The sequence below is a fragment of the Caminibacter pacificus genome (genome assembly GCF_003752135.1).
GTDB lineage: Bacteria > Campylobacterota > Campylobacteria > Campylobacterales > Nautiliaceae > Caminibacter > Caminibacter pacificus.
This window is the reverse complement of record NZ_RJVK01000004.1, coordinates 93,285-111,850: the sequence shown is the minus strand read 5'-3', so window position 1 is coordinate 111,850 and position 18,566 is coordinate 93,285. Positions and strand designations below refer to the sequence as shown.

The following is an 18,566-nucleotide window of genomic DNA, read 5'->3' as shown; positions in this document are numbered from 1 at the left end:
TATTACTTCCTATACCACTCATAAATTTTTTTAATACCATCTTCTAGCTCAACTTTATGTCTCCACCCAAGAGAATGAAGTTTACTAACATCAGTAACTTTCCTCATAGTTCCGTCAGGCTTTGATGTATTAAAATAAAACTCACCTTTAAATCCAATAATGTCTTTTATCATTTCTGCAAGTTCTTTTATGCTTATATCTTTTCCTGTTCCTATATTTATTTGAGTTTTTCTGATTTCTTTGGTTTTGTATTCGGTAATGTCACATGTAGTGTTTTTGCCATAATGTATGTTTACAATATCTTTAAAATCCACATTTTCCATTAAAAACACACACGCATCTGCCATATCATCAGAATATAAAAATTCTCTTTTTGGCTTTCCGCTTCCCCAGATTTCTACTTGATTTTTAGTAACTCCGTATTTTTTTAGTATCTTTAAGATGTCTTCTTCACTTGCATTTCCACTTATGTTTTCTATTGGATTTTTATTTAAATCTCTTCTTATTTCATCAAAGTTTTCTTCACTTAGTGCTTTTGCAAGGTGTATCTTTCTAATAAGTGCCGGTAATACGTGAGATTTTTCAAGGTCGAAATTATCATTTTCTCCGTAAAGATTTGTAGGCATTACAGATATAAAGTTTGTGCCGTACTGAAGATTAAAACTCTCACACATATTAATCCCGGCAATTTTTGCTATTGCATAAGGTTCGTTTGTATATTCAAGTTCACCCGTTAAAAGATATTCTTCTTTTATAGGCTGAGGACAATTTTTTGGATAAATACAGGTGCTTCCAAGAAACATCAGTTTTTTTACATTATATTTATATGCGTTATAAATTACATTATTTTGGATTTGGAGATTTTCGTATATAAAATCAGCCCTGTAAGTATTATTTGCAACTATTCCCCCAACCTTTGCCGCGGCAAGAAAAACGTATTCAGGTCTCACACTCTCAAAAAAGTCTTTTACATTTTCTTGATTTGTTAAATCAAGTTTATGCCATTCTACTTCATTATCTATTGGTTTTCTGTTATGATAAGTAGATACAATATTTTTATATCCTTTTTCTTTAAGCTTTCTAATAATAGCACTTCCTACAAGTCCAGTACCGCCGGCCACATAAATCTTTGAGTTTTTATCCATTTTAACCCCTTAAATACCGCAACTGCTTGGTACTTCAAATCCGCATTTTTTAAGAACAAGTTCTTGATAGTTTTCTTTTAAATCACTCTCTACCATTTCTTTTGTCATCTCTTCAAGAGTAATTTTCGGTTCCCATCCAAGCTTTTCTTTAGCTTTTGTCGCATCACCAAGAAGTAAATCTACTTCTGTCGGTCTAAAATATTTCGGGTCTACGTTAATAATATCTTTTCCGATTAAACTTTTTGCATGCTCTATTATACTCTCAGGATGAGAAACATTTGCCTCTTTTAAAACTTCTTGTAATTTTTCTTCATTTATACCTTCTACTATTCCTTTTTCATCAACACCTTCACCCTCAAATTTTATATTAAGACCTAAATATTTTCCGGTAAGTCTTACAAATTCTCTAATTTCTGTAGTTCTACCAGTAGCTATTACCCAGTCTTCAGGTTTTTCATACTGAAGTATCATCCACATCATTCTTACATAATCTTTTGCATGTCCCCAGTCTCTTTTGGCACTTAGATTTCCAAGATATAGCTTTTTATCAAGTCCTAAAAGGATTCTTGCCATACCTCTTGTAATTTTTCTGGTTACAAATGTCTCACCTCTTCTTGGACTTTCGTGATTAAAAAGAATTCCATTAACAGCAAACATATTATACGCTTCTCTATAATTTACTGTAATCCAATAAGCGTATAGTTTAGCTACCGCATAAGGACTTCTCGGATAAAAAGGTGTTTTTTCACTTTGAGGTACTTCTTGTACTAGCCCATAAAGCTCTGAAGTTGACGCTTGATATATTTTTGTTTTATCTGTAAGTCCTAGAAGTCTTACTGCCTCAAGTATTCTAAGTGTCCCAATACCATCAGCATTTGCCGTATATTCAGGCTCTTCAAAGCTTACCGCTACATGTGACTGAGCTGCTAAGTTATATATTTCATCCGGTTGAACTTCTTGAATAATTCTAGTTAGGTTCATACTGTCTGTCATATCTCCATAATGCAAAAAGAAATTTACATCTTCTTCATGAGGATCTTTATATAAATGATCTATTCTATCCGTATTAAAAAGTGAAGTTCTTCTTTTTATTCCATGAACTTCATACCCTTTTTCCAACAACAACTCTGCTAAATAACTCCCATCTTGACCTGTAATCCCTGTTATTAATGCTTTTTTCTTACTCATTCTAACTCCTAAAATATTGTTTTACGTATTCGTGTACATCTTTGGCATTTAGTAACTCGTCTAAACCAAACCATTTATATTCATTATGCTGAACTTTTGGAAGTTCTATTAAGTTTATATTTTTTAGTTTATAAGCAATATTGACATAATGCGTTTCTATTCCATTAAATCCCGTATCATAAAAATGCTCAAATATACCTATAAACTCAGGATTAAATTCGTCTTCGTAATTAAGCTCTTCTTTTAGAATCCTTTTTTGAGCATTTTTGATTGTTTCGTTTTTATAAATTCTTCCGCCTATTGTAAACCAATATCCTTTTGCAGGTTCGTTTACTCTTTTTCCAAGTAAAATTTTTCCATCATTTTCTATAATAAAATCTATTGAAACTAATGGTGTATGTTTTACAATACATTCAAATATTTCACTACTTACCCTCATCATACCCTCTTAAAATCATCTTCAATTCTCACTATGTCATCTTCACCTGTGTATTCACCAACTTGAGCTTCAATTAATACTACCGGAATTTTTCCAGGATTTGAAAGCCTATGTATTTCTCCCATTTTTATATAAGTTGATTCATTTGGCCTTACTAAATAAGTTTTATCTCCTACTTGTACTTCAGCCGTACCGCTTACCACTACCCAATGTTCACTTCTATGAAAATGTTTTTGAAGAGACAATCTTTTTCCTGGTTTTACAATTATTCTTTTTATTTTATATCCGTTTTCATCAATAAGATTTTCAAAAACACCCCATGGTCTATGCACTATAGTATGATGATGAGTAATTTCATTTTCTTTACTTTTTAATACTTTTACAACATCTTTTACTTTTTGAGACAATCCTTTTTTAGCGATAAGTAAAGCATCTCTTGTATCCACTACTATAAAATCTTCAAGTCCGATAGTGGATATAACTTTTTTAGGATTATCTTTATAGTAAAAGTTATTTTTTGAATCTATTTCAATTGCTTCTTGTGAAGAAATCTCCTCGATTAAAGAGTCAAAACTTCCCACGTCGTTCCAGTCAAATTCACTTGGAACTACTTTTATTTTGTCACTTTTTTCCATTACAGCATAATCTATACTTTTATCAGGAATATTTTGCATTTCTTTTAGTCTTATCTGATTCTTACCTATTGTCTGTCTTTTTTCGTAGCTTTTTAATACTTCCTCGTAAACTTCAGGAGAATGTTTTTTAAGCTCATCTAAAAAAATTCCGGCTTTAAACATAAACATTCCGCTGTTCCAGTAATAATTCCCTTCTTTTAAATATTCCTGAGCCGTTTTTAAATCTGGTTTTTCATGAAACTTTATTACATCTTCCCCATTTGCTTCAATATACCCATATCCCGTATGAGGTTCACTCGGGGTAATACCGAAAGTTACTAAATAATCTTTTTCAGCAAGTTCTTTTGCTTTTTCTATAGCCTCTTTATATTTATCCTCATCTTTTATCAAATGATCACTCGGTGTAACAAAAAGAATCTCTTCTTCATCACTTTCAAGTGCTGCAAATGCTATTGCCGGGGCAGTGTTTCTAGCAATTTCTTCAAGTAAAAACACAGTATTTTTAATATTAAATTTTTTATTATTAATCTCTTCAAGTTGATCCAAAGCAATAAAATATTGTTCTATATTAGAAATAATTATACACTTTTCACAATATTCACTATTTCTATCTATCGTTTTTTGAAATAAACTCTTTTCTTCAAATAATTTCAAAAACTGCTTTGGCATAAGTGTCCTACTCAACGGCCAAAGCCTAGTTCCACTCCCTCCACATAATATGACGTTTTTCATCCTCTCTCCCAAACATTAAAAATAAAATAAACAACGAATTAATAAATAATTTACTATAAAGAGGAGCACTTCGAAGCAAATTGAAGCTAACTCCCCCTTTTTCCCTTTCCCTAAAACATGTTATGAAATTTTATCATAAAATTCATTTTTATTTAATATCACAATCTACCGTCAATTATATTTTCATCAAAAAAACTTTTAATATCATAAACTACAAGATTTGAATTTTGTTTTGCTTTTTTAATAGAGTCTTCCAAATCTTTAAATTCTTTATGAGCAACCGCAAGTACTATTCCGTCATAATTTTCGATATTCATATCTTTTTTATTTATCAATCCGAACCCATACTCTTTTTTAACATCATCTTCATCGGCCCAAGGATCGAAAACATCAACTTCCATACCAAATTCTTTTAATTCTTTTATTACATCAATAACTCTACTATTTCTAATATCCGGCGTGTGTTCTTTAAAAGTAATACCAAGCACCAAAACCTTCGAGCCTTTTATCGTATGGCCTTTTTGTATCATTAATTTAACAAGTTTATTTGCAACGAATATTCCCATATTGTCATTAAGTCTTCTACCCGCTAATATTATTTCAGGATGATATCCTATCTCTTTTGCTTTATATGTAAGATAATACGGGTCGACTCCTATGCAATGCCCTCCTACAAGTCCGGGATTGAATTTTAAAAAGTTCCATTTAGTACCCGCAGCTTCAAGTACCGCTTTTGTATCGATTCCAAGCTTATCAAATATAAGTGCAAGTTCATTTACAAAAGCGATATTGATATCTCTTTGGGCGTTTTCTATTACTTTTGCAGCTTCTGCTACTTTTATCGAAGGAGCAAGATGAGTCCCCGCTTCTATAATAGAAGCGTATATTTTATCTATCTCTTTTGCGATTTCAGGTGTGCTTCCTGAAGTGACTTTTAGTATTTTTTTAACGGTATGTTTTTTATCTCCCGGATTTATTCTCTCAGGTGAATATCCTACGAAAAAGTCTTCATTAAACTTAAGTCCTGACATCTTTTCAAGAATAGGTACGCAAACTTCTTCGGTACATCCTGGAAATACTGTAGATTCGTATATTACGATATCGCCCTTTTTAAGTACTTTTCCGACTGACTCACTCGCTTTTTGTAAAGGATTCAAATCAGGATTTTTATGCTTATCTATAGGAGTCGGTACGGTTACTATATAAACATTCGCATCTTTAATTTCATCAAGTTTATTTGTAAATTTTATTCCTCTATCAAGTGCTGCTTTTAACTCTTCTTCACTAACTTCAAGAGTTCTATCATAGGCCGAATTTAGCTCTTTAATTCTTTGTTCGGATATATCAAAACCTATGACATCATATTTTTCGCTAAATGCAACAGCAAGCGGAAGTCCTACATACCCTAAACCTATTATACAAATCTTTTTCAAATGTTTTCCTTTAAACTTTATAAAACCATCTATACCAATCAACAAACTTTTTAATTCCCTCTTTTACATCCACTTTCGGTTTATAACCGAGTTCTTTTTCAAGTGCGCTCGTATCAGCCCAAGTACTCGGTACGTCTCCGGGTTGCATCGGAAGCAGATTTTTTTTGGCTTCTTTCCCGAGAGTCTCTTCAATAGCTTCTATAAAATCTATAAGTTTTACAGGCTTACCGCGCCCAATGTTATAAATTTTATAAGGCGCTACGCTCTCACTCGGTCGCCCGTCCCAGTTTGGATTTCCTTTTGGAGAATTGTCAATAACCCTCACTACCCCTTCGATAATATCATCTATATACGTAAAATCTCTCTGCATATTTCCATAATTATAAACATCAATAGGTTTATCTTCAAGGATATTTTTTACAAACTTAAAAAGAGCCATATCGGGTCTTCCCCAAGGTCCGTATACGGTAAAGAATCTAAGACCCGTAGTCGGAATATTATAAAGATACGAATAAGTATGGCTCATAAGCTCATCCGCTTTTTTCGTCGCGGCATAAAGGCTTATAGGATGGTCCACGTTGTCGTCAGTCGAAAAAGGCTGCTTTTTATTAAGCCCGTAAACACTCGAACTACTTGCATAACTTAAAGCTTTTACCCCATTGTGTCTCACAGCTTCTAAAATATTCATATGTCCTACGATATTGCTTTGAATATAAGCATCCGGATTTGTAAGAGAATATCTAACTCCGGCTTGTGCCGCCAAATGACAGACTTTATCAAACTTTTCTTCTTTAAAAAGTTTATCAACAGCCTCTTTATCTTCGAGATTTAGTTTAATAAATTTATAATTCGGATATTTTTTGCTCTCTACAACTTTTCCATATTCTATTTTATCTTTATCAATTCCGGCTTGTTCTAATCTACCGTATTTCAAATTTACATCATAATAATCGTTTATATTATCAAGACCTACTACCTCATCACCACGCTCAAGAAGTCTGTTTGCCAAATGAAATCCGATAAATCCGGCTGTTCCTGTTATTAATATTTTCATACTCAATCCCTGCTATAAATATCTCTCGTATATACTTTTTCTTTGTGTTTTTGAAGTTTTTCATCAATTCTGTTTGCCAAAATAACATCGCTTTTTTTCACAAATTCTTCAAAATCATTCACAAACTCAACACCTTCAATTTCATCACCCTTTGCCATCGGTTCATATACGATAAGTTTTACAAAAGGTTTTAGCATCTCCATTACATCGAATATAGCACTGCTTCTGAAATTATCACTTCCGGCTTTCATCGTTAGCCTGTAAACCCCTACAACTTTAGGGTTTTTATCAAGCACTCTTTTTGCTATAAACTCTTTTCTTGTAGTATTGCTATCCACTATAGCTTCGATAAGTCTTTGCGGAATATTTTCAAGAGTATAATTTGCAAGAAGTTGTTTCGTATCTTTTGGCAGACAATATCCTCCGTATCCGAAACTCGGATTATTGTAATAATTCCCGATTCGAGGGTCAAGACAAACACCTTCGATTATCTCTTTTGTATTAAGACCTTTCATTTCGGCAAACGTATCAAGCTCGTTAAAAAAGCTCACTCTCATCGCAAGATAGGTATTTGCAAAAAGTTTTATCGCTTCGGCTTCGGTATTATTCGTAAATAAAATAGGAATTGTCTCTTTAAAAGCCCCGTCTCTTAAAAGATTTGCGAATATTTCGGCTTTTGTGGATTTTTCTCCGACAATTATACGACTCGGATACAGACTGTCAAAAAGAGCTTTCCCCTCTCTTAAAAATTCAGGTACGAAAAATATATTTTCATAGTTAAACTCTTTCTTTATTCTTTCAGTATATCCGATAGGAATAGTTGAACGGATTACGATTGTAGCTTTAGGATTTATTTCTATTACATCTTTTATTACACTCTCGACCGATTTGGTATTGAAATAATTAGTAACCGGGTCATAATCTGTCGGAGTCGCTACTACTACGTATTCCGCCCCTTCATATGCTTCTTTTTTATCCGTCGTAGCTTTTAGATTCAAATCTTTTTTTTGAAAAAACTCAGTAATTTCCTTATCTTCTATAGGACTTATTCTTTTATTTATAAGCTCCACTTTTTCAGGCACTATATCAAGTGCCACTACTTCATTATTCTGAGCTAAAAGTACGGCATTGCTAAGCCCTACATATCCCGTTCCCGCAATTGCAATTTTCATATTTTTTTCTCCCATTCATAAGCGGTTTTACAAATAAACTCCAAATCGTCATATTTAGGAGTCCAATTCATTTTTTGTTTAATTTTATCACAATTTGAAATAAGCATAGCAGGGTCTCCCGCACGTCTTGGAGCGTCCTGTACCTTAAAATCAACTCCGCTAACCTTTTTTACCGTATCAATCACCTCTTTTACGCTCGCACCTTTTCCGTATCCAACGTTAAAAATATCGCTTTCGTTATTTTCCAAATATTCAAGCGCTTTGATATGAGCATCAGCCAAATCCATTACGTGAATATAATCCCTTATACAAGTCCCGTCAGGTGTCGGATAATCCGTCCCGAATATATACATTCCATCTCTTTTTCCACAAGCACATTCACTTGCCACTTTGATTAAATGAGTAGCATTTTTAGTCTTTTGACCGATACTTAAATCAGGAGCCGCACCTGCTACGTTAAAGTATCTAAATATCACATATTTAAACTCAGGATTCGCCTTTGCGGTATCTTGAATTATCTTTTCACTAAAAAGCTTACTTTGACCGTACGGATTAATAGGATTTGTAGGAAAATCTTCTTTTATTCCATTCCCTATCTCACTGATATCAGGCTCGCCATATGTTGCCGCCGTAGAAGAAAAAACAAACTTTTTTACTCCGTAATCATTCGCGAGTTTTACAAGATTTGCAGTATTTGCCGTATTATTAAGATAGTATTTAAGAGGATTTTCAACACTCTCCGGAACAATCAAAGAAGCCGCAAAATGAATAATCGCCTCAAATTTTCTTGCTTTAAAAATGCCTTCGATTTCATTCCAATTGCTAAGGTCGGCTTTTATAAAATCAAAATCCCTTATTTTTTTAAGCTCATCTATTGTCGATTCGAATCCCGTAACCAAATTATCTATCACCGTTACATCACTATCAGTGTTTTCAAGCAATAATTTAACTACATGACTTCCTATATATCCGGCTCCGCCCGTGATTAATATATTCATCCTTTCTCCCTTAGTTTTTTTATTAATAAAATGATATTTTTAGATTTATCTTTAAATAAAACACCGTTCTTTTTTACACTATATAAAATATTCCCTTTTTTTTGGATAAAACCATCACCCTTTCTTATAATTTTACCAAAGTTTTCAATCGGTTTTCCTTCTATCACTTTGTCAAAGAAATCGCTCGGATACTCTTCTCCCAAATACTCTTTTATAAATTTTCCCTTATCCATACACTGCCCGTTTATGCAAACTACTGAGTTTTTGAGTGTGAGCTTATATCCGACTCCTCCTTTATAAAGTTCAAATTCTTTATATCCCGGACCTTCTTTTAAAAAACCTTGGTCGGATATTTTTAATTTCGGAGACTTAAAAGTCACATACACCGGAGTTGTCTTTACGCTACAACCCGCAAAAAAAAGCACCCCTATAAAAAACAAAATAATTTTTTTCATATTAACCTCTTATTTTTTTGATTTTTGATTTTGAAATTTTATAAATTTTTGAAGCTTCTCCCTCAAAAAGCCCGTTTTTATTCTCGACAACCACATCGGCGACGCTCTTAGCCCATTTTTCGTCAAACTTTTTGGCGTGTAAATTTGCCGAAGTAGAATACATCCACGAAAATTTTTTTAAAAACTCGAGATGATTTTTATCTTTTACAACTCTAAAACTCTCTGAGTTCGGATAGATAAAAGTCGTTTTTTCCGCTCTTCTGACCCTTTTTCTAAACTTTTTCGGGACTCTTACAAATTTTCTTAAGGTTTTTAAAGAATCAACTTCTCTTAAAACGGGTTTATTTAAAGGACGATTTTTTAATTCGTTCAGTCTCTTTTTGTTTTGAGACAAAAAACCGACCGTCGTATCGGTTTGAGTCAAATAGATTTTTTCAGGATTCATTTTGATTCCTTAAAAGAATAGCTATTTCATCCATTTCTCTTGACTCTTTAAGTTTAATCTCTTTTAGCTGTTTTTTTATCTCTTCGCCTTGGAGATATTTCATCTTTTCATATTCGATTCTTGCTTTTTTAAGCTCTTCTAACAATTCGTTTTTTCTGTTATTTAGGATGTTTATTTGGTTTTGGAGGTTTTGTATTTCGTTTCTAAGAAGTGTTTTTTGGGTGTTTATTTGAGTAATTTTGGAAAAGCTCCCGCTTTTTGGGAGAGTGAGTTGCATAAGAGAAGCTTTTAGCTCCTCTATTTTAGACGAAAGCTCCAAAACGGCTTTGTTTATTTTTTGGATATCGTTTTGGATTTTTTCGACTTGCTGTTTTTTTAATTTGACTACGCTATCAAATTTCGTCTTCATCTAATAACTGTCGCGTCTCTTTCGGCTCCGGTTGAGACGTATTTGATTTTAGTACCGATTTTTTCCTCTAAGAATTCTATATATTTTTTCGCATTTTGAGGTAAATCGTCCCAATTTCTAACATGAGCGCTTTTATCCCAGCCCTCAAGCTCTACATATACAGGCTTCACTCCATCAAGGTCGCTTGGGAAATAATCGATTACTTCTCCGTCTTTTTCATACGCAACGCAAACTTTAACCTTATCAAAGCCGTCTAAAACATCAAGTTTCATAATAGCCACTTCGTCACATCCGTTTAGAGTTACCGCATATCTTGCAGCCACTACGTCAAACCACCCGCAGCGTCTTGGTCTACCTGTAGTAGTCCCGAACTCCGCACCTTGTTTTCTTATTTTATCTCCGCTCTCACTTAAATCTTCCGTAGGAAAAGGTCCGTTTCCGACACGCGTAGTATAAGCTTTTGCGATTCCTATTACTTTATTAAGTCTTTTTGGCGGAATACCGCTACCCGTCAAAGCACCGCTTGCAATTGTATTGGAGCTTGTAACATAAGGATAAGTCCCGTGGTCGATATCAAGAAGCGTAGCTTGAGCACCCTCTAAAAGCATATTTTTATCAAAGTTATCCCAAAGATATTTCGTAGTATCCACTATAAGTTCTCCAAGCTCTTCTTGCCATTCTTTTAATTCACTCTCAAGCTTTTCGCGGCTTGGTATTTCTATACCCAAATAATCGAAATACCCTTTGTTCATCTCATAATAGTGCTCTAACTTTTCAATAAGTTTAGGAATGTTTTTAAGCTCGCCCATTCTAACGCCGACTCTTGCGATTTTATCGGCATATGCAGGTCCGATACCTCTACCTGTGGTTCCGATTGCGTTTTTGCCTCTAAGTTTCTCTCTTGCCTGGTCTATTGCTATATGGTGGTCCAAAATCATATGAGCTTTATCGGAAATCAAAAGCTTTTTTTTGATATCGTGTCCGAAATTTTTAATCTCTTTTATAAGCTGAGGAGGATATACGACAACTCCGTTTGCTATTACGTTCGTAGCGTTTTTGTTTAATACGCCGCTTGGAAGCAGGTGTAGAGCGTATTTTTTTCCGTCCACAACTACCGTATGCCCGGCGTTGTGTCCGCCTTGGCTTCTTATTACGATATCGTAATTTTTCGCTACCAAATCGACTATTTTACCTTTACCTTCGTCACCCCATTGAAGCCCAACTATTAAATCAATCATCCAAATCCTTTAAAAGATTATCCGTATATATTGAAAATCCGGCGCTTTTTACGCTTTCTACAACGTATTCACCGCCTTTTGCTATTACGTCGTTTTTATTGATAAATCTATAAAACACGCCGGTATAATATCTCAAATTCGCAACGTAAAGCGGCGCTAAAATGATATCATAATTTACTTCTTTAGCTACCTTTTTAAGCTCTTTCAAAGACTCGGCGATACTTTGAGGATATTTGCTTAAATCTTCCAAATCTTCGATACTATTAACTTTCAAAAGCTCTTTTAACCAAGGTTCTTCAAACTTATAAATTCTCATTTTTTTAATATCTTCGATATCGAGTCCCGTTAATTTACAAACTTCTTTTGGAATTTGAATATGAGAGAGGATTAGAGGATATTTTTTTGAGAGTCTGTTTAAAATATTGATATTCGTATTCAAAACATCCTCGATATTTCCCTCAAGCCACTCGGCACCGATTTGATTGATTTCGGTAGAAGGAGCGCGAAAAACAGGTTGAATGTAAAACCACTTTTTCGCTTCGCTTTTTAGTCTTTTTAAAACAATTCTGATGATATCGATAGAGCTGTCTCCCCTTAAAGCGACACTTCTGTTTTCTCTATCCGTAAATCTGATAAGCTCTTTTTCACTCAACGCTTCAAGCTGATGATATGAAAAATAAGGACTTACAATCTCTTCATACTCTTCGTTTTCAAACACTTCACTCGCAATGTGTTCGATTTCTCTTTTTATTTTGGCTTTTTTACCGAAATAGAGCTTAGCTCCGTCCGGAATATCGTGTGCGAATATCATTTTTTACCTTAATTTTTCATTGCTGTAAACTTTTACGGCCGTAGCGTCGTATTTTCTGATACCAAGCTCGTCAAGAGCAAGCTCGACGCTATTTAGAATATGCTCCATTTTATAATCCTCAATAAGTCCCATATTGTTGATTCTAAACAGTTTACCTTTCATAAAATCCTGACCACCCGCTACGTTTACTTCGTATTTCGTTTTTAGGATTTTTCTAAGCTCTTCGGCTTTTTCAAAATATACGGCAGCCATCGAAAGTGCCGGAACTTGAGGGAAAATACTAAGTCCTATAGCTTCTATGGCGGCAATTACGGCTTTGTGTCTTTTTGCAGTGGTTTCGTAATGTTTATCAAGACCGATTTCTTCTAATTTTTTCATAACTTCATTTAATGCGATAATCAAACTCGTAGCCGGAGTAAATGCCGTCGTACCTTCTTTTTGTTTTTTAATTTCGTTTGCGAGGTTAAAATAAAATCCTCTTCCCTTGCCGATTCTCTCCACAGCTTTATCGCTAAGCCCGAGCATCGCAAGACCAGGAGGCAACATAAACGCCTTTTGACTTCCTCCGATTACAATATCGATATTGCTCGTATCGATATCTTCAACGCCAAGAGCGGTAATCCCGTCCGCAACAACGACAATATCAGGGTTTATCAGCTTAATTTCGGCTGCGATTTCTTCTACGGGATGTCTAAGTCCGCCGGCACTCTCACTAATTTGAATAAAAAACGTATCGATATCTTTGTCTTCTTCGATAGCAGCTATCACTTCATCAACGCTTGCCGGAGTATCCCAATCGTATTTTATCTCTTTGAATTCGATTCCGTGAGCTTCACAGATTTTGCCCCATCTCTCACCGAATTTTCCGGCATTAATAGTTAGAGCTTTTTTCTTTACGCTGTTTATTACCGCAGCTTCCATAGCACCCGTACCCGAGCTGCTTAAAAACACCGCGTTTGGTAGGTGCGTAATTTTTTTGAATCTCTCAAGCGCTTCAAGCAAAATCTCTTTAAATTCAGGCGTTCTGTGATGAATCGTTTCTTTAAGAAACGTCTCTCTTACAAAAAGAGGAATTTCAACAGGTCCCGGAGTTGCCAATATCATTTTTCACCCTTTATTTTATTTGCTATAGTCTCTGCATCAAAACCGAAGTGTTTGTAAACTTCCGGCCCTTTGCCGCTTGCACCGAAAGTCTCCATTCCGATTACCTCATCGGCATATTTATACCACTCGAATCCTCTATTGGCTTCGATTGCTACCACTCTTCCTTTTAAAAGCTCTTTTTTAAATTCGCTATTTTGCTTATCAAAAAGCTCGAAACACGGCACGCTAACAACTCTTGCGTTAAGTTTTTCCGCTACTTCCATAGCCAAATTAACCTCACTGCCGCTTGCTATTAACGTCAGTTTTTCATCGCCGTCTCTTAACAAATAAGCACCTCTGCTTACATCCGCGTTTTTAGGTGTGATGTTTTTCAAACCTTGGCGGCTAAGTGCAAAAGCAACCGGTGCGTCGATATCTAAAGCCGCTTTCCAGCAATTTACGTTTTCATTCGCATCCGCCGGTCTGAAAACATAAAGATTCGGAATAGCTCTAAGAGACGTAATATGCTCTACAGGTTGATGAGTAGGTCCGTCTTCTCCGACTACGATACTATCGTGAGTGAAAATCCAATAGTTTTTATGACTGCTAAGAGCCGCGATTCTAAGAGCTCCTCTTAGATAATCGCTAAACACCAAGAATGTTGCCGCATAAGGCAAAAATCCGTATGCCGCAAAAGCGTTGTTAATAGCCGCCATCGCATGTTCTCTAATCCCGAATTGTACGTTTCTTCCGTGAGGGAATTTGTCTTCGTCTTTTAGCCAAGTGTTGTTTGACGGCGCCAAATCCGCACTTCCTCCAAGGAAACTCGGAATCGCTTTTGCAATAGCGTTTAAAATTTCTCCGTTACTTTTTCTTGTAGCGATACTCGCTCCCTCTTCAAATTCAGGCCATTTGATTTTTGAGAAATCTTTTTCGAAAAAGGCTTTAATTTCATCAACTCTTGCTTTTTTCTCCCACTCTTTTTCCAAAAGTTCGCCTCTTTCTTTTACACATCTGAATCTAACAAGCACGTCATCCGGTAAGAAAAACGTCTTTTCAGGGTCGAATCCTGCTGCGATTTTACTTTTTTTGATAACTTCTTCTCCAAGAGGAGCACCGTGAGTTTTTTCGCTACCCTCAAGCCCTACAGCACCTCTTGCAATAATGGTTTTTGCAATAATAAGAGTCGGTCTGCCGTCACTTTTTAACGCTTCTTTTAGAGTTTTTGAAATCTCTTCGTAATCGTGCCCGTTCATTTCAAGCACTCTGAAGTTTTGAGCTTCGAATCTTTTTTTAATATCGTCTTTAAATACAGGCTCCACTTCCCCTTCAATCGAAATATTATTGCTATCGTAAATAATAATCAAATCTTCAAGCCCGAGACTTCCGGCAATACTGCAAGCTTCATAAGAAATTCCCTCTTCCAAATCACCATCACCGCACAAACACCAAACTTTATGGTCTATTTCAGGGAATTTTTTATGCATAAATTTTTTAGCCATCGCAAAACCTACGGCGTTTGCGACACCTTGTCCAAGAGGTCCCGTAGTTACTTCGATTCCCGGAGTATGACCGTATTCAGGGTGTCCCGGAGTAATGCTTCCGAGTTGTCTGAAGTTTTTCAAATCATCAAGAGAAATATCATATCCCCACAAATAAAGCATAGAGTATATTAGAGGCGTTGCGTGTCCGCCTGAAAAAACGATTCTGTCTCTATTGATAAACTGAGGATTATGAGGAGTGATATTAATAACTTCGCTAAGTTCCACCATAATATCGGCAAGCCCCAAAGCCGCTCCCGGGTGACCCGAATTTGCTTTTTGCACCATATCAGCCGCTAAAAATCTTATCGTATCGGCCATCTTTTTTTTCATTTGTAAATCCATTAAAGCTCCTTTATTAGTTTTTCTATCATCTGTTTCAATTCAGGTAATTTTAAAAATATCGTATTCCAAATCAATACAAAATCCACTCCGAAATATTCATGGGTTAATTTATTTCTAAAATCAATTATCAACCTCCACGGATAATTCGGATATTTTTCCTTTAACAACTCATAAACGTTTTTCGTTGCTTCACCTATTATTTCAAATTCTTTCACTACAGCTTGATACGTTTTTCTGTCATTTTTAAAATCTTCTAACTCATACCCTTTAATATGAATAGCATCGATACTCTCAATTATATCACGTAAAAAAAGCTCTTTATCCCTATTTAACATTTAGCAAATCTTTTTGAACGTAATTATAAACTATCGGCTTTAACATATCCTTAGTCGCAACATCCACTTTTCTACCGAATTTGTTTTTCATTTCTTCTTCAAACATCATCAATTCGAAAATCGTTATATTTTTATCGGTATCAAATTCAACCATCAAATCGATATCGCTATTTTCATTATCTTCGCCTCTTGCAACACTGCCGAAAAGATATATTTTTTTTATTCCGTACTCTTTTTCAAAACGATTTTTGTTTTCTTTTATGTATCTTAAAACTTCATCTTTAATGCTCATCTTTTATGCCTAAAAAGATAATTATCAAGAAGTTTTTTAAGTTCCGTTTTTAAGTTCTCATCAAAAGAATCAAGTTCGTTTGAAAGCTCACTCGCAAGTTTATCGGCTTCTTTTTTTGCTTCTTCTTCGCCTAAGAGTGTTACGAAAGTATTTTTATTAGTATCGACTCCCGTGGTTTTACCCGTCTCTTCACTATCAAGCAAATCAAGCAAATCATCTTGTATTTGAAATAAAAGTCCGAGTTTCAGTCCGAAATCATAAAGCTTTTGGGCAAGTTCGGGTTTATTTACTATAACAGCTCCCATTTGAAGACTTGCGGCTATGAGTTTTGCGGTTTTGTTTAGATGAAGTGTTTTTAATTCTTCCAAATTCAGCTTTTTATCTTCAAAATAACAATCTATCGCCTGCCCAAGCACCATACCAGCAGGCCCCGCGTTTTGAGCCAATATTTTTATCAGCTCTATTTTTACGTCGTTATGCATAGGAGCTTTGCTTAAGACTTCAAAAGCGTAAGTATTTAGGGCGTCTCCTACCAAAATAGCAGTAACTTCGTCATATGTTTTATGAAGAGTCGGATGTCCGCGTCTTAGGTCCGCATTATCCATAGCAGGCAAATCGTCGTGAATTAAAGAATAAGTATGAATAAGCTCAAGCGCAAAAGCCGCGTATTTGGCATTTTCTAAAAGAAGAGGATTATAGGCTTTTACGACCGATAAGAGGAGTTTCGGTCTGAATCTTTTACCTCCGGCTAATAACATCTCATTAAGAGCTTTTTCGTAATACGGGTGAAAAGATTCCGCTTTTATCAGATTGTTTTTTATAAACTCTTCCATTTATTTCCTTAGTGGAATTTTAACTTTAAGTCCGTTTTGTATAAACGTAATTGTAACATTTTTGTTATACGAAAACACTCGTTTTAATTGTTCAAAAGAATAAACTCTTTTTGAATTAATCGCATAGATTTTTATCGGTTTGTTTGCAAAAAATTTATTTTTATATTTCGGCGGCAGTTTTACATACAAATTTTTATCCACATATATCCCGAAATGCATCAAAGGCGTAAAATTATATATCTTTTTTCTAACACTCAAAACATAAACGCCTCTTCTTGTCTTGATGGTAACGGCTCTTCCTACTTTATTCAATATAACATATTTCGTAAAAGTTTTAGGATTTGCCGGTTTTAGATTGATTTTTAGGATTTTATCTCCCGGTTTTATTCCTTTTGCATAGAAAGGATCGACATATTTTACGACCATATCTTCATCGACATCAATACCGACATCTCCCCAATATCCGTATTTTACGAAATGTAAAAGATAACTGCTCGGCATAAAAAAGCCGTTTGCCACTCCGTAGGCTCTACAAAAAAGATCGCTTACTACCGCAGTCTTAGGTGCTTTTACACTAAGCTCTCCCATATTTAAAAAAATAGGAGCTTTTGCATAGCTGCCAGCATAAACTCCGTTTTGCTTAATCCCCGCCATCCACCAGCCGAGTTTGGGATTTTCATAAAATTTTACGACTTTCGCATTCGAATTTCTAAATACATATAGCCCCGTAAAAGGGTCGTAATAAATATATTTTTTAGGTTTATAAAAAGTTACGCTTTTTGTTTTAGAAACGGGGATTGAATATTTTATGAAAGAAAATTTCTTATAACACGCGGAAAAATCAAGATTCAGAGCAAAAGCAAAGAGCGGTATTAGTAAAAAAAGTTTTTTCATTGTCCTAAATTCATTCCTCCGAACATATTCATCGCTTGCGCTTTTTTATCATCAACTGCCATTTTAATCGCATCGTTAATCGCACTCATAAGCAAAATCTGAAGAGACTCTTTATCTTCAAGCAAAGAATCGTCAATTTTAATATCTATAACTTCGAATTTTCCGTTAACCGTAGCCTCAACAAGCCCGCCGCCGCTTTTTGCGGTATATGTTTTATTGTCCGCTTCTTGAAGTTGCTCTTGCAGTTTTTGCATCATTTCGTTTAAATCGATATTTCCGAACATTACCCCTCCTGTAAATAGGTTGTTTTTTCAATTACGTTGTTATTATCATCGACAATAACGACAGCCGGCTTAAATTTTTTTGCTTCTTCAAGCGTCATATTCGCATATGCGATAATAATAATTTTATCTCCCGGATGAACTTTTCTTGCCGCCGCACCGTTTAGGCAGATGTCTCTTTTTCCTCTTTCGCCTTTGATTACGTAAGTGGAAAATCTCTCTCCGTTATTTATATTTACTATATCGACTTTTTGGCCGACAAATAAATTAGCTTCTTCCATAAGCTCTTCATCGATAGTAATGGAGCCAACATAATTCAAATTGGCATCCGTTACAGTGGCTCTATGGATTTTGCTATAAAGCATTTCAATTGTCATTTTTAAACCTTTACGCCCAGAATTCCTTAGGAATCAGATACTCTTCTACCGGATTTCCGTTTTTGATATGCTCTTCTAAGATTCTGTCAATCTTCGCTTTATCAAGGTCTACATACATATAGCTTCCCGGCTCCACAAGCATTACCGGCCCGAAATTACATCTGTTTAGACACCCCGTAGGTACTATCCAATTCGTCATAGGGTCGATTCCCATTTCCATCATTTTTTGTTGAGTATAAGGGAACAAATCTTCTTTTCCTTCCCTAACACAACTTGGTTTTGGGAAGTTCGGCGGTCTTTTTACCTGACACATAAAGATTATATTTTTTGGTTTTGGCATTTGCATACTTAACTCCTTTGTTTTTTAACGGATTATATCTTAATAAATTAAATTAATATTAAATCAAATATTTTATTAGATATTTTATCAC

22 protein-coding genes are annotated in these 18,566 nt (G+C 35.0%); all 22 read right to left on the bottom strand.

Going from position 1 to position 18,566, the window contains the following annotated elements; genetic code table 11:
- Positions 1-2: 2 nt before the first annotated feature.
- Positions 3-1,145, bottom strand: coding sequence for a GDP-L-fucose synthase family protein (locus EDC58_RS08160; RefSeq protein WP_123353021.1), 1,143 nt, complete (start codon positions 1,143-1,145; stop codon positions 3-5).
- A gap of 9 nt (positions 1,146-1,154) precedes the next feature.
- Positions 1,155-2,333 carry a GDP-mannose 4,6-dehydratase gene (gmd, locus tag EDC58_RS08155; RefSeq protein WP_123353020.1) on the bottom strand — a complete coding sequence of 393 codons (1,179 nt, stop codon included), beginning with the start codon at positions 2,331-2,333 and terminating at the stop codon, positions 1,155-1,157.
- 1 nt (position 2,334) lies between these two features.
- A complete protein-coding gene (locus EDC58_RS08150; RefSeq protein WP_235823206.1) occupies positions 2,335-2,772 on the bottom strand; it encodes a GDP-mannose mannosyl hydrolase in 438 nt (145 codons plus the stop codon).
- A complete protein-coding gene (locus EDC58_RS08145; protein WP_123353018.1) occupies positions 2,772-4,139 on the bottom strand; it encodes a mannose-1-phosphate guanylyltransferase/mannose-6-phosphate isomerase in 1,368 nt (455 codons plus the stop codon). Before EDC58_RS08145 ends, EDC58_RS08150 begins: the two co-directional genes overlap by 1 nt.
- A gap of 158 nt (positions 4,140-4,297) precedes the next feature.
- The gene (locus tag EDC58_RS08140; protein WP_123353017.1) at positions 4,298-5,572 is read right to left on the bottom strand and encodes a nucleotide sugar dehydrogenase; all 1,275 of its coding nucleotides are present in this window, start codon (positions 5,570-5,572) and stop codon (positions 4,298-4,300) included.
- A gap of 10 nt (positions 5,573-5,582) precedes the next feature.
- Entirely contained in the window at positions 5,583-6,626 is a 1,044-nt protein-coding gene (locus EDC58_RS08135; RefSeq protein ID WP_123353016.1) for an NAD-dependent epimerase, read from the bottom strand.
- A 2-nt stretch (positions 6,627-6,628) separates the two neighbouring features.
- Positions 6,629-7,798 (bottom strand): nucleotide sugar dehydrogenase, encoded by a 1,170-nt coding sequence (locus tag EDC58_RS08130; protein WP_123353082.1) that lies wholly within the window; start codon positions 7,796-7,798, stop codon positions 6,629-6,631.
- Positions 7,795-8,796: a UDP-glucose 4-epimerase GalE gene (galE, locus tag EDC58_RS08125; protein WP_123353015.1), complete on the bottom strand. Its 1,002-nt coding sequence runs from the start codon at positions 8,794-8,796 to the stop codon at positions 7,795-7,797. The genes EDC58_RS08130 and galE overlap by 4 nt, the downstream gene beginning before the upstream one ends.
- The gene (locus tag EDC58_RS08120) at positions 8,793-9,251 is read right to left on the bottom strand and encodes a hypothetical protein (RefSeq protein WP_123353014.1); all 459 of its coding nucleotides are present in this window, start codon (positions 9,249-9,251) and stop codon (positions 8,793-8,795) included. The genes galE and EDC58_RS08120 overlap by 4 nt, the downstream gene beginning before the upstream one ends.
- A 1-nt stretch (position 9,252) precedes the next feature.
- On the bottom strand, positions 9,253-9,696 hold the full coding sequence (locus EDC58_RS08115) for a Sua5/YciO/YrdC/YwlC family protein (RefSeq protein WP_123353013.1): 444 nt from the start codon (positions 9,694-9,696) through the stop codon (positions 9,253-9,255).
- Entirely contained in the window at positions 9,686-10,105 is a 420-nt protein-coding gene (locus EDC58_RS08110; protein ID WP_123353012.1) for a flagellar export protein FliJ, read from the bottom strand. The genes EDC58_RS08115 and EDC58_RS08110 overlap by 11 nt, the downstream gene beginning before the upstream one ends.
- Complete coding sequence (locus EDC58_RS08105) at positions 10,102-11,343, bottom strand: adenylosuccinate synthase (RefSeq protein ID WP_123353011.1); 1,242 nt, start codon at positions 11,341-11,343, stop codon at positions 10,102-10,104. The genes EDC58_RS08110 and EDC58_RS08105 overlap by 4 nt, the downstream gene beginning before the upstream one ends.
- On the bottom strand, positions 11,336-12,154 hold the full coding sequence (locus EDC58_RS08100; protein WP_123353010.1) for an ATP phosphoribosyltransferase regulatory subunit: 819 nt from the start codon (positions 12,152-12,154) through the stop codon (positions 11,336-11,338). Before EDC58_RS08100 ends, EDC58_RS08105 begins: the two co-directional genes overlap by 8 nt.
- A gap of 3 nt (positions 12,155-12,157) precedes the next feature.
- Complete coding sequence (locus tag EDC58_RS08095) at positions 12,158-13,258, bottom strand: pyridoxal-phosphate-dependent aminotransferase family protein (protein WP_123353009.1); 1,101 nt, start codon at positions 13,256-13,258, stop codon at positions 12,158-12,160.
- Positions 13,255-15,123 (bottom strand): transketolase, encoded by a 1,869-nt coding sequence (gene tkt, locus EDC58_RS08090; RefSeq protein WP_211325243.1) that lies wholly within the window; start codon positions 15,121-15,123, stop codon positions 13,255-13,257. The genes EDC58_RS08095 and tkt overlap by 4 nt, the downstream gene beginning before the upstream one ends.
- A complete protein-coding gene (locus EDC58_RS08085; RefSeq protein WP_123353008.1) occupies positions 15,123-15,458 on the bottom strand; it encodes a HepT-like ribonuclease domain-containing protein in 336 nt (111 codons plus the stop codon). The genes tkt and EDC58_RS08085 overlap by 1 nt, the downstream gene beginning before the upstream one ends.
- The gene (locus EDC58_RS08080) at positions 15,448-15,750 is read right to left on the bottom strand and encodes a nucleotidyltransferase family protein (RefSeq protein WP_123353007.1); all 303 of its coding nucleotides are present in this window, start codon (positions 15,748-15,750) and stop codon (positions 15,448-15,450) included. Before EDC58_RS08080 ends, EDC58_RS08085 begins: the two co-directional genes overlap by 11 nt.
- Positions 15,747-16,583 (bottom strand): polyprenyl synthetase family protein, encoded by an 837-nt coding sequence (locus EDC58_RS08075; protein ID WP_123353006.1) that lies wholly within the window; start codon positions 16,581-16,583, stop codon positions 15,747-15,749. Before EDC58_RS08075 ends, EDC58_RS08080 begins: the two co-directional genes overlap by 4 nt.
- Positions 16,584-17,477, bottom strand: coding sequence for a DUF7488 domain-containing protein (locus EDC58_RS08070; protein WP_123353005.1), 894 nt, complete (start codon positions 17,475-17,477; stop codon positions 16,584-16,586).
- Entirely contained in the window at positions 17,474-17,761 is a 288-nt protein-coding gene (locus tag EDC58_RS08065; RefSeq protein WP_123353004.1) for a YbaB/EbfC family nucleoid-associated protein, read from the bottom strand. Before EDC58_RS08065 ends, EDC58_RS08070 begins: the two co-directional genes overlap by 4 nt.
- Positions 17,761-18,135 carry an aspartate 1-decarboxylase gene (gene panD / locus EDC58_RS08060; RefSeq protein WP_123353003.1) on the bottom strand — a complete coding sequence of 125 codons (375 nt, stop codon included), beginning with the start codon at positions 18,133-18,135 and terminating at the stop codon, positions 17,761-17,763. Before panD ends, EDC58_RS08065 begins: the two co-directional genes overlap by 1 nt.
- A gap of 10 nt (positions 18,136-18,145) precedes the next feature.
- Positions 18,146-18,481 (bottom strand): (2Fe-2S) ferredoxin domain-containing protein, encoded by a 336-nt coding sequence (locus EDC58_RS08055; protein WP_123353002.1) that lies wholly within the window; start codon positions 18,479-18,481, stop codon positions 18,146-18,148.
- Between the last annotated feature and the right edge of the window lie 85 nt (positions 18,482-18,566).